Here is a 16,478-nt window from a genome sequence, read left to right as displayed (position 1 = left end):
CCGACGCGCGGCGTCGATGTCGGCGCCAAGGCGGAAATCCACGCGGTAGCGCGCCGTTTCGCCGATGAGGGCGCGGCGGTGCTGATGACGACCTCGGACATGGACGAACTGCTGGCGCTTTCCGCCCGCGTTCTCGTGATGGCCGGGGGCGAGGTGACTGCGGAACTTGCCGGCGAGGCGCTCACGCCCGAGCGCATTATCGACGCCGCCTTTCAACATCAATCACGGAAAGACCCCGCTGCATGACCGGCCTTGTCAGACGTTACGGCACGCTTGCCGCGCTTGTCGTCATCATTATCGCCTTCTCGATCGCGTCTCCGAACGCCTTCGGCTCGGCGAACAACCTGATCAACATCACCCAGCAGATGACCCTGCTCGCCATTGTCGCCATCGGCGCGACCGTGGTCATGGCGGTCGGCGAGTTCGATCTTTCGACCGCCTCGATCGTGTCCTTCGGCGGGATTTTCGTGGTGGTCCTGTTCAAGGCCGGCGTGCCGGCGCCGCTCGCCTGCGTCATCGTGCTGGCGGCGGCTTCCGTCTTCGGCATGGTCTCCGGCTTCGTGGTCGCGCGCTTCGAGGTTCTGTCCTTCATCGCCACGCTCGCGGTCGGCACGATTGTCGGCGGCATTACCTTCTGGCTGAGCGAGGGCGCAACGCTGTTCGGCGATATACCGGCTGCCTTCCGCGATATCGGTCGCGGCCGCACGCTCGGCCTGCCGACGCTGACCTGGTGGCTGATCGGCATTGCGATCCTGGCCTGGCTGATCCTCGACAAGTTCGAGATCGGACGTCGGCTCTACGCGATTGGCGGCAATCGCGAGGCAGCAAGGCTTGCGGGTGTTAGGATCGTTTCCAACACCATGTTCGCCTTTGTGGTTTCCGCCGTGTTTTCCGCGCTTGTCGGCATTCTGCTCACCGCGCGCATCGGCTCGGCGGGCCCGACGGGCGGCGGCGGCTATCTGCTGTCGGCCTATGCGGCCGTGTTCCTCGGCATGACCGCGTTTCGCGAGGGCGAGGCCAATGTGCCGGGCACGCTGGTGGGGGCGGCGATCATCGCCGTCATCGGCAACGGGCTCACCATTCTCGGTGTCTCCACCTTCCTGCAGGATATCATCACCGGAACCATCATTCTCGCCGCCGTGCTCGTGCGCCGCGCCGGAAAGGAAAGAGGCTGAGATGGCACGCATGCAAAAGCGGGAAGCGCGCCCGGGCCGCTACGGCACGTTCGGGGGCCAGTTCGTCGCGCCCGTTCTGCTTCCGGTGCTCGACAGGCTGGAGGCGGCGTTCCGCGAGGCCTGGTCGGATCCGACCTTCCACACGGAACTCACTTTCCTGCTCAACCGCTTCGTCGGTCGCCCGACGCCGCTGTTCGATATACCGGCCTTTCCGGCGCGCGCCGGCGGGGCGCGGATCGTGCTCAAGCGCGACGACCTGACCTTCAATGGCGGCAATTACGCCAATTCGGCGGTCGGCCAGTGCCTGCTGGCAAAGCGCATGGGGCTTTCCGCCGTCGTCACCGACACCGGCTCGGGGCAGAATGGCATCGCGGCGGCGGCCACCGCCGCGCGTTTCGGCATGGGCTGCACCATCTATATGGGCACGCGCGATGCCGCGCAGCAGGCGGCGGCGGTGAAGAAGATGCGCCTTTTCGGTGCGAAGCTCGAGATCGTCGACGATGCCGACCGGGCGCTGAGTGCCGCCACCAGCGCCGCGATCCGCCACTGGATGGGCCATTCCGACACCGATGCCTATCTCGCCGGCGCGCCGATCGGCCCGCATCCTTATCCCGAGATGGTCGCGGCCTTCCAGTCGGTGATCGGCAAGGAAACCCGCCTTCAGCTCATCGAGGGCGGCATTTTTCCGGCGGGGGTGTTTTCCGCCGTCGGCGGCGGCTCCTCGACCATCGGCCTGTTCTCGTCCTTCGTCGATGACCTCGCGATCCGGTTGGTCGCAGTGGAAGCGGCGGGCACCGGAGAGCCGGGCGCGCTCCACGCCGCAAGGCTCTCGCATGGCCAGCGCGGCATCTTCCATGGGGCGGAGACGCTGGTTCTCTCCGACGCGGAGGGGCAGATATTGCCGGCCGCCTCGATTGCGCCGGGGCTCGCCTATCCGGGCTCCGCGCCGCAGCTTGCCGATCTCGTCCACCGCCGCCGCGTCGAGACCGTTTCAGTGACGGATAGCGAGGCGCGCGGTGCCGTGCGTCGGCTTGCCGAAACCGAGGGCGTTCTGCTCTGCCTGGAGGCGGGACACGCGCTTGCCGCCGCCGAGCATGTGGCCCGCACCATGGAACCGCATGAGGCGGTCGTGGTGATGGCGCCCTCCTCGGGCGACAAGGACATCGATATTCTCTGGCAGGATGACTGACATGGCGCGAAAGACCGACAAACGCGAAAACCGCATCGACGCCATGTTCGCCCGCCTCAGAAAGGAAAAGCGAACGGCATTCGCGACCTTCACGGTGGGCGGCGATCCGACCTTCGAGGAAAGCCTCGCACGGCTGAAGACATTCGTAAAAGCCGGCATCGACCTGATCGAGATCGGCTATCCGTTTTCCGACCCGATCCTCGATGGCGCGACGATCCAGAAGGCGAACCGGCGCGCGCTTGCCGCCGGCGGCAATCTTTCGAAAACGTTTGAGCTTTGCACCGCCTTCCGGAAGGAGGATGACACGACGCCGCTGGTGCTGATGGGCTATGCCAACCCGATCATCGCGCTCGGTTATGAGCGGTTCGCGCAAAAAGCGGCCGAGGCCGGGATCGACGGCATCATCGCCGCCGACCTTCCCTTGCGCGAGGCCGGAGACCTGCTGAAGGCGCTCGCCCGCCACGGGCTTTACATGATCCCGCTGGCCGCGCCGACGCTGGAGGCAAAGGATTTTGCCGTGGAGCAGCCGGGGCTCGGTGGTTTTCTCTACTGCATACCCGTCGTCGGCCCCACCGGCGGCCCCTCGGCCTCGCAGGATGCGATTGCCGAAGCGGTGGAACGCTGCCGCCGGCAGGTCCGACTCCCCGTCATGGTCGGCTTCGGCGTCAAGACGCCGGAGATGGCAGCGGGTGTCGCAAGCGTGGCCGACGGCGTCATCGTCGCCACCGCGCTGATCGACGCGTTTGTCGCGCTGGAGCAGGAGATTCCGCTTTCCGATCCGGCCTTTCAGAGCCGGGTTGCCGAGAAATTGGCGGCGTTCCGGGCGGCGATCTGAAGGGCCGGTCCGTCCAATGCGAGGTGTGTTTGGCGCGCGATTGCAACCCTAATGAAGCGCTCTCAATTTCTGCAGGTCGGTGATATCGATGGCGTTATATCCGATCACCAGTATGCCGCTCGCTTCGAGGTCCTTGAGGACGCGGTGGACGCTTTGCCGGGAAACGGAGAGCATTGCCGCGATATCGTACTGGTTGACAGCGATCTGTGTTCGCCCCGGTTTTTCCGACCGGAAGCCGCGCTGGTCGACATAGGTCAACAGACAGCGTACGACCCGGGCAGTCAGGCTGCCGGGCGCGAAGCGGTTGAGGGTTATCAGCGACATGCGCAGCCGCCGGCACACGATCTCCAGCATCGCCCTGGTCAGACCGATGTCGGAGTAGATGAAATTGCGGAACTGGCCGGCCGGAACGAAAACGGTCGTGCTCCGGCCGTGCGAGGAGGCGAAGTGATCCGGGGGATTGCCGTCGATTACGGACAGGAACCCGAAAACGTCGCCGGCCAGCAAATCCCCAGACAGAAACCGGTCTCCGTTTTCACCGATGTTCTCAAGCCTGATGCTACCGCGCACGATGAAATAAATCCCGTCGGCGGGGGCATCCAGCGTGGCGATCACCTGACGGTTGGTGAGCGTTCTCACCGAGGACATCGTCACCAGCTGCTGTTTCTGTTCGGCGGTCATGCCGTTCAGAAACTGGTGCGAATCGCCGAATTCCTCGAAAAGCCGGGCAACACTCTCTGCCATGATCGTACTCCCTCGATGCTTGCTGGAGGGAGACTGTAACAATAGATACAATCCGTACAATGCTGCAATTGATATTCCTCGGGCCGCGACAGCCCGGCTGGAGATGAATTGTTACCGCGAACCGACCAGCGCCATCGCTATCCATGGCTGGAAGGTCACCAGCAGAAGGCACAGGATCATCAAAAGCACGAAAGGTATGGCGGCGCGGCAGACCAAGCCGAAATTTTCCTTGAACGCCGTCATCGCGACGATCAGGTTCAGCCCGAGCGGCGGCGTGAGAATGCCGATTTCGAGGTTCAAAACGATGATCACGCCGAGATGCGTGTTGTCGACGCCATAGGCCTGGGCCAGCGGCTTCAGGAGCGGCGCCGTGATCGCGATGGCCGACGCCTTATCCATGAAACAGCCGATCAGCAGCAGCATCACATTGGTCAGCAGCAGGAACACGGTCTCGTTGTGCACATGCTCCGTCATGAAGGCAATGATCTGGTTCGGGATGCGGTGTTCGGCAAGCAGCAGGTTCAGCGAGACGGCAACGGCGATCAGGGGGAAGAGCGCGCCCACCAGCTTCGCCGATTTCACGCATATCTCGATATAGTCTCGGGATTTCAGCTCGCGGAAGAACAGCATCTCGACGACAAGCGCGTAGAGAAGCGCCACGGCGGCCGCTTCGGTGGGGGAGTAGTAGCCGCTGTAAATCCCGCCGAGCAGAATGATCGGCATCAGCAGGGCGGGTATGCCCCGGAAAATGGCTTCTCCCAGATCGCTCATGCTGAACCGCTGGCGCGGCACGGACCAGTTGCGCGCCATGGCATAGGCCGAAAATACGCCGGTCAGCAGCAGCCCCGGCCCGATCCCGGCCAGGAACAGGTTCGAGATATTGGTGTCGGTGACGACGCCGTAAAGAATCATCGGCAGGGAGGGCGGGATGATGATGCCCAGCGTACCGCCCGCGCAAAGCGCCCCGATCGCGAAGGATTTCGAGTAGCCGTTTGCGGTCAGCGCCGGATACAGCACCGAGCCCACCGCCAGCATGGTGACGATGGAGGAGCCGGAAATCGCAGAAAACACCGCGCATGACAGGATCGTGGCCACCGCCAGACCGCCGGAAATGGGGCGGGTGAGGGCGGACATGACCGCCACCAGCCGTTCGGCGATGCTGCCGCGACCCATCACCGCGCCGACCAGGATGAAGAGAGGCACGGACAGCAACAGTTCGCGATCCATCGTCGCCCACATGTCCTGCAGGAAATATTCGAGCGCGCCGCCGCCCCAGATGAGTTGGGCGGCGCCCGCGACGAACATCAGGATCAGCACCAGCTCGACCCGAAGGATCAGAAGCAGGATCGCGACCCCGAGAAGAAGCAGGGCCATCATTCCGGCTGTTCCCGTTCGACAGGGGCCAGTTCAGGAAAGGCCGCATAGATCAGATGGCGCAGGGCGGAGAGCACAAAGGCCACGGGCAGGATCGTCTGCACCGGCCAGACCAGCCAGCCCAGAGTCAGGTCGCGCTCCCCGATCATGCGGGAAAAGGACACCATGTCGACGGCGCCCCATGCCAGAAACAGAAGGATGGCGGCGGAGGCCACCCGGCCTGCGCGCCGGGCGGGCGCTTCGGCGCGGCCCTGCGTGACGAAATCCAGAAACCGGGGTCTGAGATGCGCGCCGCTGGCGGTTGCCAGGCCGAAACCCGCCATGGCGCACAGGATCAGGGCATAGACGGCAAACTTTGAGGAACCGAACAGACCATGCGCGAAAACCTCCCGTCCGATGACATCCACGGACAGGGCGGCCAGCACGGCCGAAAAGCTCAGCACGACGACGGCTTTCTCGATGGTCGATACGGCATTCAGAAAGCCCTGGACTATGCGGATCATGAGCGTTTTCTTTTAACGAAACGAAAGGTGCGTAGCGTTTGGCGCGCCTTCCTGTTTCTGGTTTCAGGCATTATGAGCCGCAATCCGCTTTTGCTTGCTGAATGGTCTCGAAAAAGCCGGTGGCATCCCCTTTCAGCTCGCTGAGGGACTTGTCCCACGTGGCGCGCGCGGCATCTTCCCAAAGCTTCTGCTGGTCGGGCGTCAGATGGACGATCGTCCCGCCGGCTTGCGTAAGCCTGTCGGACATTGCCTTTTCGAAGGCCAGGATTTCCTGCAGTTTGGCGCCGAATTCCATCACCGACAGGGCGTCGGTCAGGGCGGCTTTCTGCTGATCGTCGAGCTTCGCCCAACTCCGCGGCGACACGATTACCGCGCCGAGGCTGAACAGCACGTCAGCGCGGGTATAGACGGGCAGGGTCTCGGTAAGCCCGGACGCCATCGCATAGGTCAGCCCGAAGTTCACCGCGTCCACCAGATGCGTACTTGCCGCCGACGGCGTGTCCTCGGCCGGCAAAGGCAGGGGCGTGGCGCCGATCGACTGGAAGAAATTGATCGAGGAACTGGAAGGGGCGCTGCGCACTTTCTTCCCCTTCAGGAGGTCGGGCGACAACAGCGGTTCGGAGCCGACCATGGCCTGATGCTCAACAGGGGCAAAGGTCAGCAGGTGAAATTTCCTGCCCGCCGCCTCCTGGGCGGTTTCGGTGAGCCTGGGAACCGCGCACACGGTCTGTTCGTCACTGTCGAACATGAACGGGAACATCATCGTATCAAGCTCGGGGACGATGCCGGACAGGATCGGCAGCGATCCGGACCACATGTCGATCCTTCCGCTCAGGGCGCTCGTCAGCGTGTCGCCCATCGAGCCAAGCTGTCCGGCGTAGAATATCTCGATCTTGACCTGACCGCCGGAAAGCTCATCGACCTTCTGGACATAGGCCTGCGTCTGCTTCGCCCAGATCGTCGAGTCCTGTGCGCCGGTCGCCAGTTTCAGCGTGACCGGCTCGGCCTGCGCCGCGCTCGCCATGCAGACGGCAAGGGCGGTCAGCAGCCCTTGGGCAGAAATTCCCATAGATCCCCCCGGATGATTGTTTCAATGAATAAGTCTAGCTCCGAAGCTTACCATAAATTGTACATTTTTTAACGTTCCCCCGATTTAGGCGTTCGGGTTAACCGCTGGAACCCCGGGGGACCTCCAGCCGGCTGGAACCGGATATTGCCGGGGTGGCGCTAGAGGTCGGCAGGGGATTAGGATTTTTTTCCAAAAACCCCGGGCTCAATGGTCAAATTGACATTTACTTATCCCGCCGAACCTTTATCCATAGGTCGCATTTAGGAATTTCGGTTCATTCATATTATCGGGAATATTCAATGGCTCTTACACATTTGCAGAGACTGGAGGCGGAATCGATTCACATCTTCCGCGAGGTCGCGGCAAGCTTTTCCAGACCGGTGATGCTCTATTCGATCGGCAAGGATTCGTCGGTGATGATGCACCTGGCGATGAAGGCGTTCTATCCGGCCAAGCCGCCCTTTCCGTTTCTTCATGTCGACACCACCTGGAAGTTCCAGGCGATGTATGCGTTCCGGCAGAAGATGGCCGACGATCTCGGCATCGATCTTCTTGTCCACGTCAATCCGGAAGCGGTCGAGGCCGGCATCAATCCCTTCGACCACGGCTCCAGCACTCATACCCATCTCTGGAAGACGGTTGGCTTGCGCCAGGCGCTCGACAAATACGGCTTCGATGCCGCTTTCGGCGGCGCACGGCGCGACGAGGAAAAGTCGCGGGCCAAGGAGCGCATCTTCTCCTTCCGCAATGCGCAGCATGCCTGGGATCCGAAAAACCAGCGCCCGGAAATGTGGAAGACCTACAATACCCGCGTCGGCAAGGGAGAGTCGATCCGTGTCTTTCCGCTGTCGAACTGGACCGAGCTCGATATCTGGCAGTATATCATGAAGGAGAATATCCCGATCGTGCCGCTTTATTTTGCCGCGAAACGACCGGTGGTCGAGCGCGACGGCGCGCTGATCATGGTCGATGATGCGCGCATGCCGATCGGCCCGGACGAGGCCGTGACGGAGAAGATGGTGCGTTTCCGCACGCTCGGATGCTATCCGCTGACGGGCGCGGTCGAATCCGATGCCGCCGATCTTCAGGCAATCGTGCGCGAGATGCTGACCGCCAGGACCTCGGAACGTCAGGGCCGCATGATCGACAAGGACGAAGCCGGTTCAATGGAAAAGAAGAAGCGGGAGGGGTATTTCTGATGGTCGAGGATGTTTCCGGCGACATGATCGCCTATCTCGTCGAACAGGAAAAGAAATCGCTGCTGCGCTTCCTGACCTGCGGTTCGGTTGACGACGGCAAGTCGACCCTGATCGGCCGCCTGCTTTACGATACCAAGCTGATCTTCGAGGACCAGCTTGCCTCGCTTGCAAGCGACAGCGCCCGCCACGGCACGACCGGCGAGGATATCGACTTCGCGCTTCTGGTCGACGGGCTGGAATCCGAGCGCGAACAGGGCATCACCATCGATGTCGCCTATCGGTTCTTCGCCACGGCGCGGCGCAAGTTCATCGTCGCCGATACGCCCGGTCACGAGGAATATACCCGCAACATGGCCACCGGCGCCTCGACCGCCGATCTCGCCATCGTGCTGGTCGACAGCCGCCAGGGCATTCTTCCGCAGACCCGCCGGCATTCCTTCATCGCCTCGCTGCTCGGCATCCGCCATATCGTGGTCGCGATCAACAAGATCGACCTGATGGACTATTCGCAGGAGGTTTACGACAGGATCGTCGCCGACTATCTGGAATTTGCAAAGGATCTCGGCTTCGAGACGATCGTGCCGATCCCGATCTCGGCGCGCTACGGCGACAATGTCACCCTGTCGTCAGAGAACATGCCGTGGTATGAGGGACCGGCCCTGCTCGACCATCTCGAGACGGTTCCGGTCGCCTCCGACCTTGCCGAAAAGCCGTTCCGCATGCCGGTGCAGCTTGTTACCCGTCCGAACCTCAATTTCCGCGGTTTTGCCGGGCAGATCGCTTCCGGCCGGGTCGCCGTCGGCGATCGCGTCATGGTCGCCAAGTCCGGAAAGACTTCGGCGATCCGCCAGATCGTGACCATGGATGGCGATCTCGACAGTGCCGAGGCGGGGCAGGCGGTAACGCTCGCCCTCCAGGACGAGATCGAGGTCTCGCGTGGTAATATCCTGGTGGCGCCCGCTGCGCGGCCGAATGTTGCCGACCAGTTTCAGGCAAAAATCATATGGTTCGATGCAGACGCGATGATCCCCGGCCGCTCCTATATCCTGCGGACCGAGGCGGACCAGACGCCGGCAACGGTAACCGCCCTCAAATATCAGGTGAACATCAACAGCTTTACCCATGAGGCGGCCAAGGCGCTCCACATGAACGAGGTCGGGGTGTGCAACATCTCCACTCAGGCCCCGATCGTGTTCGATGCCTATGCGGATAACCGCACCACCGGCAATTTCGTGATCATCGACCGGATCTCCAACAAGACCGTTGGCGCGGGCATGATCGATTTCGCGCTGCGCCGGGCGCAGAATGTTCACTGGCAGGCCGTCGAAGTCAACAAGAAGGCGCATGCCGCCCTGAAGACACAGACGCCGGCGGTGCTCTGGTTCACCGGGCTTTCGGGATCGGGCAAATCGACGGTTGCCAACGCGCTGGAGAAAATCCTTCATGCCAAGGGCAGGCATACCTACCTGCTCGACGGCGATAATGTCCGCCACGGCCTCAACCGCGATCTCGGCTTCACGGCCGAAGACCGGGTCGAGAATATCCGCCGCGTGGCGGAGGTGGCCAAGCTCATGGCCGATGCCGGGCTGATCGTGCTGGTGTCGTTCATCTCCCCGTTCCGCTCCGAGCGGCGGCTGGCGCGCGAGATGATGGATGATGGCGAGTTCATCGAGATTTTCATCGATACACCGATCGAAGTCTGCGCCGAACGTGACCCGAAAGGGCTTTACAAGAAGGCGCGGGCCGGCGAGATCGAAAACTTCACCGGTATAACGTCGCCTTACGAAGCGCCGGAGAATCCCGATCTCCATCTTCACACCGTCGGTCACGACCCGTTTGAACTGGCGAGCCGGATCGAGACGTTCCTCGCGAGCCGGGAGACGGGCGAGTGAGCGCCATGGCCGATATGCAGCAGGTCTTCCTCGATGCGGCGCTTGAAGCGGGCAAGGCGATCATGTCGATCTACGAAAACGGCATCGACGTGTCCTACAAGGACGACCAGTCGCCGGTGACGGCAGCCGACGAGCAGGCAGAGGCGATCATTCTCGCCCATCTCGCCCGCGCGTTTCCCGACATTCCGGTGATCGCCGAGGAAAGCGTTGCCGCCGGCGTGGTTCCCGATATCACCGGCAAGGCCTTCTTCCTGGTCGATCCGCTCGACGGGACGAAGGAATTCATCAACAGGCGCGAGGATTTCACCGTCAATATCGCGCTCGTTGAAAACGGCGTGCCGGTTGCCGGAATCGTCTACGCGCCGGCCAAGGGCGTGGCCTACCGCACCATCGCCGGCGGCGCCGAGAAGCTGATCGTGACCGATGGCGTCGTCGCACGATCCGACGCGATCAGATGCCGCCCCAGGGGCGAGGTTCTGACCGCGGTGGCCAGCCGATCGCACAACAGTCCGGAGACCGAGGATTTCATGCGGAAGATCGGCGTGTCCGATTTCACCTCGGTGGGCTCTTCGCTGAAATTCTGCCTTCTCGCGGAAGGCGTTGCCGATGTCTATCCGCGTTTCGGGCGCACCATGGAATGGGATACCGCCGCCGGCGACGCGGTCTTGCGCGCCGCAGGCGGCACGACCGAATGTGCCGACAGCACCGCCTTCGCTTATGGCAAGACTCGGCAGGATACCGACAGCGATTTCGCCAATCCGCCCTTTATCGGATGGGCGCATCTGCCTTCCCGCTCTTGACCGCGGCCGATCTGAGATGAGTGACCGCGCGGCCCCGTCGCGCGGAGCTGGTTTGAAGCGCAGGCTGCTGCTTGGAGCCTCCTTTTCCGATCAGTTCATCATCAGACCGTCTCGCCTCGTCGCGGATCGCTCAAAGTCTGCGTTATGATCTCCACGGCGGTTTTGACGCCGTTCTCCCGGCGCAGACGCGCCGCCAGGTTTTCCGCATTGCCGCGCAGACGCGTGTTCGTCACCGCTTCCGTGATGGCTGCTGCCAGGCTGTCTTCCGTCAGACGCCTGCGGGGCAAGGGGGGGACGCCGACGCCAAGTGCGGCGCTCAATTGTGCCCAGCCTCGCTGGTCGCCGAAAAACGGACATATCACGCAGGGAACGCCGGCGTGAAACCCTTCCGCCGTCGTTCCCGCGCCGCCGTGATGGACAACCGCCGCCATGCGCGGGAAAAGCCAAGCATAGGGAACAGGCGGTATGGCTATGATATCGTCGCTGCCTTCCACTTCCAACCCGGCCCACCCCTTCGCGATGACGCCTCGGCGGCCCGCCTTGCGCAGGGCCGCCGCCGACAGCCTTGCGAGCGCCCTGGCGTCACCGCTCGGCATGCTTCCGAATCCGATGAAAACCGGCGGCTCTCCGCGATCGAGAAAAGCGGCCAGGTCCGGCGGCGGCGTGTAATCCCGACCGTCATCGAACCGCCAGTAGCCGGTGACGCGCGCGCTCTCCGGCCAATCCCTTGGGCGCGGCAGGACGCCGGAGCTGTAGGCGTGCAGTACGCCGATATTGCCGGCGCCGGGCGGAAACAGGACCGCGCTTCCGTTCCGCACCGGCGGCAGGTCGAGAACCTCGTGGCGAAACCGGTTCAAGCGACGGCGAAAGGAGCCGATGGATTTTCGGACAAGCACATAGGTGAAGCGGTTGTAGCCGGGGAGCGGAAGGTTTGGCAGGCCCATGGCCGGGAAGGCGGCTGTCGGCACGAGCATGGGCTGGAGCATTCCCAGAAAGGCCGGAACGCCGAGTTTCTCGGCCACATGCGGGGCCGCAAAAAGCTTGGCGTTGAAGACGATGAGGTCAGGAGGGAAATCGATGGCGGCAGCAAAGGTTTCGCGCATCAGACCGTCCTGGATGGCGCCGGATCGTCTTGATAGTCGAATGCCGGCTGTGATGCGTGGCAATAGGCCGGAATCGCCTTCGAGCATGGTCTTGCCGTCCGGGGATTCAAGGGCGGCAAGAGAAGTGTCGGACATCGGGAAAACAGCGACGCCATGACTTTCAACAAACGCGCGGAAGCGGGATGAGGTCGCAAGCGCGACATCGAAGCCGGCCTCTTTCAGGCCATGGGCCAGGGCCAGGAAGGGCTCCACGTCCCCACGGGTGCCATAGGTGCAGATGAGAACCTTGCTGGGCGTCAATTGCCATCACTCCTCTTCACACGAACGCCGCCGCAAGGGCTGGGCTTGCCGTGCATGCTCAGATTGCGGGATCGAACAGGTCGCTCTATCAAGCCGCGCAGAATCAAACCGCGCAGATTTCGTTGACCCAATAAAACATGAAGTCTCTGTTGACGAAGTGCAGCCATATGGTAATTTAACAGTATCTTGATTGCATTTTGCTTGCAATTTTTACGTGGTTACATTTAAAGTTGTAATGTGGTCCGAATTTTTGGAGCGCAATTCACGATTGTATTCTATTTTAATTGATTGATTAAGTTTGAACGGCCTGGTCAGCCATTGTTTCTTTCAGGGGTGCCACCATTCATGAGTGGGTATTTTTTTCAAGCGCTAGTGTCTGCGTTCGTCGTTTCGGCAGCGGTTTGCGCTCTCATTTTGTCGACTCGAAAGTTTCATCTCAGATTTTCGGACCGTCGCAGGGACACTGCGGCCGTTCAGAGCGCACACCGGGTGCCGACGCCGAGAATCGGCGGGGGCGCCATTCTTGTCGCGCTCGTGTCGTTCGGCGTGCTTATACCCGATACCGGAAACCATAATCTCTGGTTGCTGCTCCCTTCGCTTATGCCGGTGTTTCTCGCCGGTCTGGCGGAGGATCTCGGATTTAACGTATCGCCGCGCGATCGTCTGCTCGCCGCCGCGATATCATCCTTGCTTGCCATCCTGCTGTTCAAGCTCTGGATCCCGAGAACCGACATTCCGCTGATAGGCGCGATTTTGATGTTCGCGCCGTTTGCGATGGCCATAACCATTTTCGGCGGAGCCGGTATCTGCAACGCTTTCAATCTGGTGGATGGCGTCAACGGACTTTCCGGCCTCATCGCTGTCGTCGTTGCGGCTTCGCTTGCGGCTATTGCCGCACAAAACGGTTTGTTCGAGGTCAGCGCCTGGTGCGCCGTCGTCATGGGCGCGCTGCTCGGCTTTCTTGTCTTCAACTTTCCGCTGGGCAAGATTTTCCTGGGAGATGCCGGCGCTTACGGCATCGGTCACGTTCTCGCCTGGCTTGCGTTCCTGATACTGAACTTCGTTCCGGACCTGACCCCGTGGGCATTGCTGCTGATATTCTTCTGGCCGATCGCGGACACCATGCTCGCCATCTTCCGCCGCCGCATTGCCGGGCGCCCCGCCGACCAGCCGGACCGATTGCATTTTCATCAATTGGTCATGCGCGCGCTTGAGATCAGTGTCCTGGGCCGGAATGCGCGGCATATCAGCAATCCAATGACGACGGTCATCCTCGCGCCGATGTTCACCGCGCCTGCGATCGCCGGGGTCTTGTTCTGGAACAAGCCGGCGATGGCCGCTCTCCTCCTGGTGTTTTTTGCCACCCTTTTCGTGGCGACCTACCAGTTCGGCGCCCGCATCACGGCCGCCCTTCGCCCTCAGTCCGGCCACAGGTTTAACTTCCACTTGGCGCACCACAAGAGGCTGTCCCATAGGAAAGATCTTTGATCGAACCTTGCGGCAAGCCGGGATATGGCCGGACACGGGGCATTGTCCCCGGCGTCCGGATGGCACGAACACGTGAAGACGAACAGCCGCTGGCAGCTTGCGCTTTCCGGCATTTTCAGAGACTATGAATTCTGGTTTTGACGGGAAACTATTTTGATCAAGCTTGGCCAAGCCGCACCACCGCTTTCCGGCGGTCGCCGATTTTCCGGGCGTTGCGCGTGATGCGGGTGTTTCGGTTCTTCCCGGATGTCTATTGTTCTGGCCCGATCTTGGCCTCTGAACCTTCCAGCAAGCTTTGCGAGGCAGGCCGAAAGGGGTTGGCCTGGCGAGCAAGCTTCCACGCCGCCATAACGCGCTCTTGTCTTCCGTTCAAAGTATTTTTCAATCAGGCCGATGCGCGCAGGAATGCTGCAGGTCGCGGCGTTCATGGTCGGGAGCTTGACTGGTCGGACCGCTTGGTCTATCGCCCGGTCGGCTCATACCGGGAAAGGCTGCGTCTAAAAAATGCGGGATCGGCTGAGGGCATGACCAGAACATTTTACACCTGAGTATTTGAGCGACATGCTGAACAGCAAAATCAATACTGAAAATGACGATATCGATCTCCAGAAGATATTTTCTATATTCTGGAGGCGGAAGTTACTGATTGCGGTGATACTCATCCTGTTCGTTCTGGCGGGCGGGTATTACGCCTTCAGGATGACGACGCCGATCTATCGGGCAACGTCAGTCACGATGGTGAGCGGTCAGGCGGAGAACATTATCGATATACCGAGCGTCCTTGCGCAGCTCGGAACGGACGATGTCGCCCTGCAATCCGAAATCGAGGTGATCAGGTCGCGTATTCTGATCGGAAACGTTGTCGATAGTCTCGATCTGATGGCCGACCCGGAATTCAACGCGGCTTTGAGAGAGCCGACGTCGTTTTCAAGATTTGTCGCCTATATCAGGAGCTTGTTGCCAAAAGGGTCCGATTCCGACGTCGGGGCCCCTGGGCCGGACAGGACGCGGGACCGGGTGGTGAGCGCCTTGTTGAACCAGTTCACGGCAACCGTGGTTCCCGACACCACCACCTTCAGGATAACCGTGAGTTCAGAGGATCCTGAAAAAGCGGCGCTGATCGCCGACTCAATCGCCGAGCAGTATGTGCAGCGCCAGATCGATGTCAAACGCGGCGCGACGGTCGATGCCATCGACTGGCTGAGCGAACGCGTCGCCGAACTGAAGGTCGCGCTCGAAAAGTCCGAAAATTCCGTGAAACAGTTCAAGACCGATACGCCGTTGACCACGCCGGAAGTGTTGAGCGGGCTGGAGCGGCAATTGAAGTCGATCCGCGATCGCATCACCGAGACGCGCCAGAGGGTCGAGGCTTCCGATGCCTTGTTCGCGAATCTCGAGCAGGCGTCGTCTTTTGAAGACAAAGCTGTTCTGCTGGGGGACCCGACGCTCATCGATCTCTCGGCCACCGCGCCTCGCAATAGAGGAGATGCCGCGCGTTTTGAAGCGAGACTGGAGACCCTGCTCGTCGATCGCCGCAGGGACGCGGCCGAACTCAAGAGCCAGCTTGCCTCTCTGGAGACCGCGGAGGCAGCGCTCGAGAGAAAGATTCAGACCGAAAGCGCGGCCTATCTCGAGCTGGAGCAGTTGACGCGGGAAGCGGAAGCCAACCGGACACTTTACGAATATTTCCTGGCACGTCTCAAGGAGACCTCCGCTCAGCAGGGGATACAGCAGGCGGACAGCGTCATTCTTTCCTATGCCGTCGTTCCCGAGAATGCGAGCGAGCCGTCCAAGAAGCGGATCGTCCTTCTTGCCGGTCTTGTGGGGCTTGTTTTCGGCGGCCTGCTCAGTCTGCTGCTGGAGATGCGGAACAGAACCTTCAAGACATCGCAGGAACTCGAGGAGCTCGCTGGTCTGCCGGTCGTCGGCATGTTGCCTCTGGTGCCGGCGAAACACCGGAGCGATCTCTTCCACTATCTTCAAACGCATTCGACCTCACCATTTGCCGAGGCGATACGCAATCTCAGAACGTCGGTTGTGCTTGCCAATCTCGACAAGCCGCCGCAGGTGATCATGCTTTCGTCCTCCATCCCCGGCGAGGGAAAAACGACAAGCAGTATCGCTCTGTCGCTCAATTTTGTAAGCATGGGCAAGAAGGTTCTTCTGATCGAAGGCGATCTGCGGCGGCTGACCTTCCGGCAGTATTTCGGCAATTCCAGAACCGATGCCGGTCTGATTTCCGTGCTTTCGGGAAAGCAGACCCTGGAGGAAACCGTTTTCCACAGTGAAGACCTGGAGCTCGACGTTCTGTTTGGCGAGCGCTCGCCGAAAAATGCGGCCGATGTTCTTTCATCGAGGAAGATGGATGAGCTGCTTCGCGAGGCCCGGTCAAAGTATGACTTCATCATCGTCGACGCGCCGCCGGTGCTGATCGTGCCCGATGCACGTGTTCTCAGCCAGTTTGTCGATGCCATCCTCTTCGTCGTCAAATGGGATTCGACCCACCATCACCAGGTCGAGGAAGCGGTCCGTTCGTTCGAGGAAGGCAAGATCGAGGGGCTCGTACTGAACCAGATCGATCCGAATGGATTCAAGCGGTATGGCTACAACTACGGCTATGGCTATGGCTATGCCGCCCATTACGGCGACAAATATTACGATACGGACGACGACTAGCGCAGTCGCGGCCCGGAAGGCCAGGGGCTGGGCTCTTGCCAGCCCGTGTTGCACAGCGAAAAAACCTTTCGCCGCTGTGCCTTCCTGCACCACCGTTCCATAAATTCGACGCAAGCTCGTGCTCTTTCGGT

13 protein-coding genes and 1 pseudogene are annotated in these 16,478 nt (G+C 61.2%); 9 read left to right on the top strand and 5 right to left on the bottom strand.

Features of this window, described 5'->3' with window-relative positions:
* The 4 genes and pseudogenes from B4E36_RS08925 to trpA all read left to right on the top strand — a co-directional run.
* Window positions 1-246: pseudogene (locus B4E36_RS08925) on the top strand (sugar ABC transporter ATP-binding protein); the annotation flags it as partial.
* The gene (locus B4E36_RS08920; RefSeq protein ID WP_292051876.1) at window positions 243-1,175 is read left to right on the top strand and encodes an ABC transporter permease; all 933 of its coding nucleotides are present in this window, start codon (window positions 243-245) and stop codon (window positions 1,173-1,175) included. The pseudogene B4E36_RS08925 and the gene B4E36_RS08920, both read left to right, overlap by 4 nt.
* A 1-nt stretch (window position 1,176) precedes the next feature.
* Window positions 1,177-2,364 carry a tryptophan synthase subunit beta gene (gene trpB, locus B4E36_RS08915; RefSeq protein ID WP_292051873.1) on the top strand — a complete coding sequence of 396 codons (1,188 nt, stop codon included), beginning with the start codon at window positions 1,177-1,179 and terminating at the stop codon, window positions 2,362-2,364.
* Between the two features lies 1 nt (window position 2,365).
* Complete coding sequence (gene trpA / locus B4E36_RS08910) at window positions 2,366-3,199, top strand: tryptophan synthase subunit alpha (RefSeq protein ID WP_345900254.1); 834 nt, start codon at window positions 2,366-2,368, stop codon at window positions 3,197-3,199.
* Between the two features lie 48 nt (window positions 3,200-3,247).
* On the opposite strand, the gene B4E36_RS08905 is transcribed toward trpA, so the two are convergent.
* The 4 genes from B4E36_RS08905 to B4E36_RS08890 all read right to left on the bottom strand — a co-directional run bounded on the left by B4E36_RS08905 (window position 3,248) and on the right by B4E36_RS08890 (window position 6,889).
* Complete coding sequence (locus tag B4E36_RS08905) at window positions 3,248-3,943, bottom strand: Crp/Fnr family transcriptional regulator (protein ID WP_292059994.1); 696 nt, start codon at window positions 3,941-3,943, stop codon at window positions 3,248-3,250.
* A 111-nt stretch (window positions 3,944-4,054) separates the two neighbouring features.
* Window positions 4,055-5,320: a TRAP transporter large permease gene (locus tag B4E36_RS08900; RefSeq protein ID WP_292059991.1), complete on the bottom strand. Its 1,266-nt coding sequence runs from the start codon at window positions 5,318-5,320 to the stop codon at window positions 4,055-4,057.
* Window positions 5,317-5,820: a TRAP transporter small permease gene (locus tag B4E36_RS08895; protein ID WP_292059989.1), complete on the bottom strand. Its 504-nt coding sequence runs from the start codon at window positions 5,818-5,820 to the stop codon at window positions 5,317-5,319. Before B4E36_RS08895 ends, B4E36_RS08900 begins: the two co-directional genes overlap by 4 nt.
* 70 nt (window positions 5,821-5,890) lie before the next feature.
* Window positions 5,891-6,889, bottom strand: a complete 999-nt coding sequence (locus B4E36_RS08890) for a TRAP transporter substrate-binding protein (RefSeq protein ID WP_292059987.1) — start codon at window positions 6,887-6,889, stop codon at window positions 5,891-5,893.
* Window positions 6,890-7,188: 299 nt separating this feature from the next.
* Here B4E36_RS08890 and cysD point away from each other — a divergent pair, with 299 nt between their 5' ends.
* Genes cysD through cysQ form a run of 3 tightly spaced genes read left to right on the top strand, consistent with a single transcriptional unit; the run spans window position 7,189 to window position 10,780 of the window.
* Window positions 7,189-8,088, top strand: a complete 900-nt coding sequence (cysD, locus tag B4E36_RS08885; protein ID WP_292059985.1) for a sulfate adenylyltransferase subunit CysD — start codon at window positions 7,189-7,191, stop codon at window positions 8,086-8,088.
* A complete protein-coding gene (gene cysN, locus B4E36_RS08880; RefSeq protein ID WP_292059983.1) occupies window positions 8,088-9,980 on the top strand; it encodes a sulfate adenylyltransferase subunit CysN in 1,893 nt (630 codons plus the stop codon). Before cysD ends, cysN begins: the two co-directional genes overlap by 1 nt.
* A gap of 5 nt (window positions 9,981-9,985) precedes the next feature.
* Complete coding sequence (cysQ, locus tag B4E36_RS08875) at window positions 9,986-10,780, top strand: 3'(2'),5'-bisphosphate nucleotidase CysQ (protein ID WP_292060000.1); 795 nt, start codon at window positions 9,986-9,988, stop codon at window positions 10,778-10,780.
* A gap of 101 nt (window positions 10,781-10,881) precedes the next feature.
* On the opposite strand, the gene B4E36_RS08870 is transcribed toward cysQ, so the two are convergent.
* Complete coding sequence (locus tag B4E36_RS08870; RefSeq protein WP_292059981.1) at window positions 10,882-12,183, bottom strand: glycosyltransferase; 1,302 nt, start codon at window positions 12,181-12,183, stop codon at window positions 10,882-10,884.
* Between the two features lie 489 nt (window positions 12,184-12,672).
* Here B4E36_RS08870 and B4E36_RS08865 point away from each other — a divergent pair, with 489 nt between their 5' ends.
* Complete coding sequence (locus tag B4E36_RS08865) at window positions 12,673-13,671, top strand: glycosyltransferase (protein ID WP_345900253.1); 999 nt, start codon at window positions 12,673-12,675, stop codon at window positions 13,669-13,671.
* 561 nt (window positions 13,672-14,232) lie between these two features.
* The gene (locus B4E36_RS08860; protein WP_345900252.1) at window positions 14,233-16,347 is read left to right on the top strand and encodes a GumC family protein; all 2,115 of its coding nucleotides are present in this window, start codon (window positions 14,233-14,235) and stop codon (window positions 16,345-16,347) included.
* The last annotated feature ends 131 nt before the right edge of the window (window positions 16,348-16,478 follow it).

Source organism: Martelella sp. UBA3392 (genome assembly GCF_002358775.1).
Taxonomy (GTDB): domain Bacteria; phylum Pseudomonadota; class Alphaproteobacteria; order Rhizobiales; family Rhizobiaceae; genus Martelella; species Martelella mediterranea.
The sequence above is the reverse complement of the archived record's forward strand: the minus strand, read 5'-3'. Positions and strand labels throughout refer to the sequence as shown.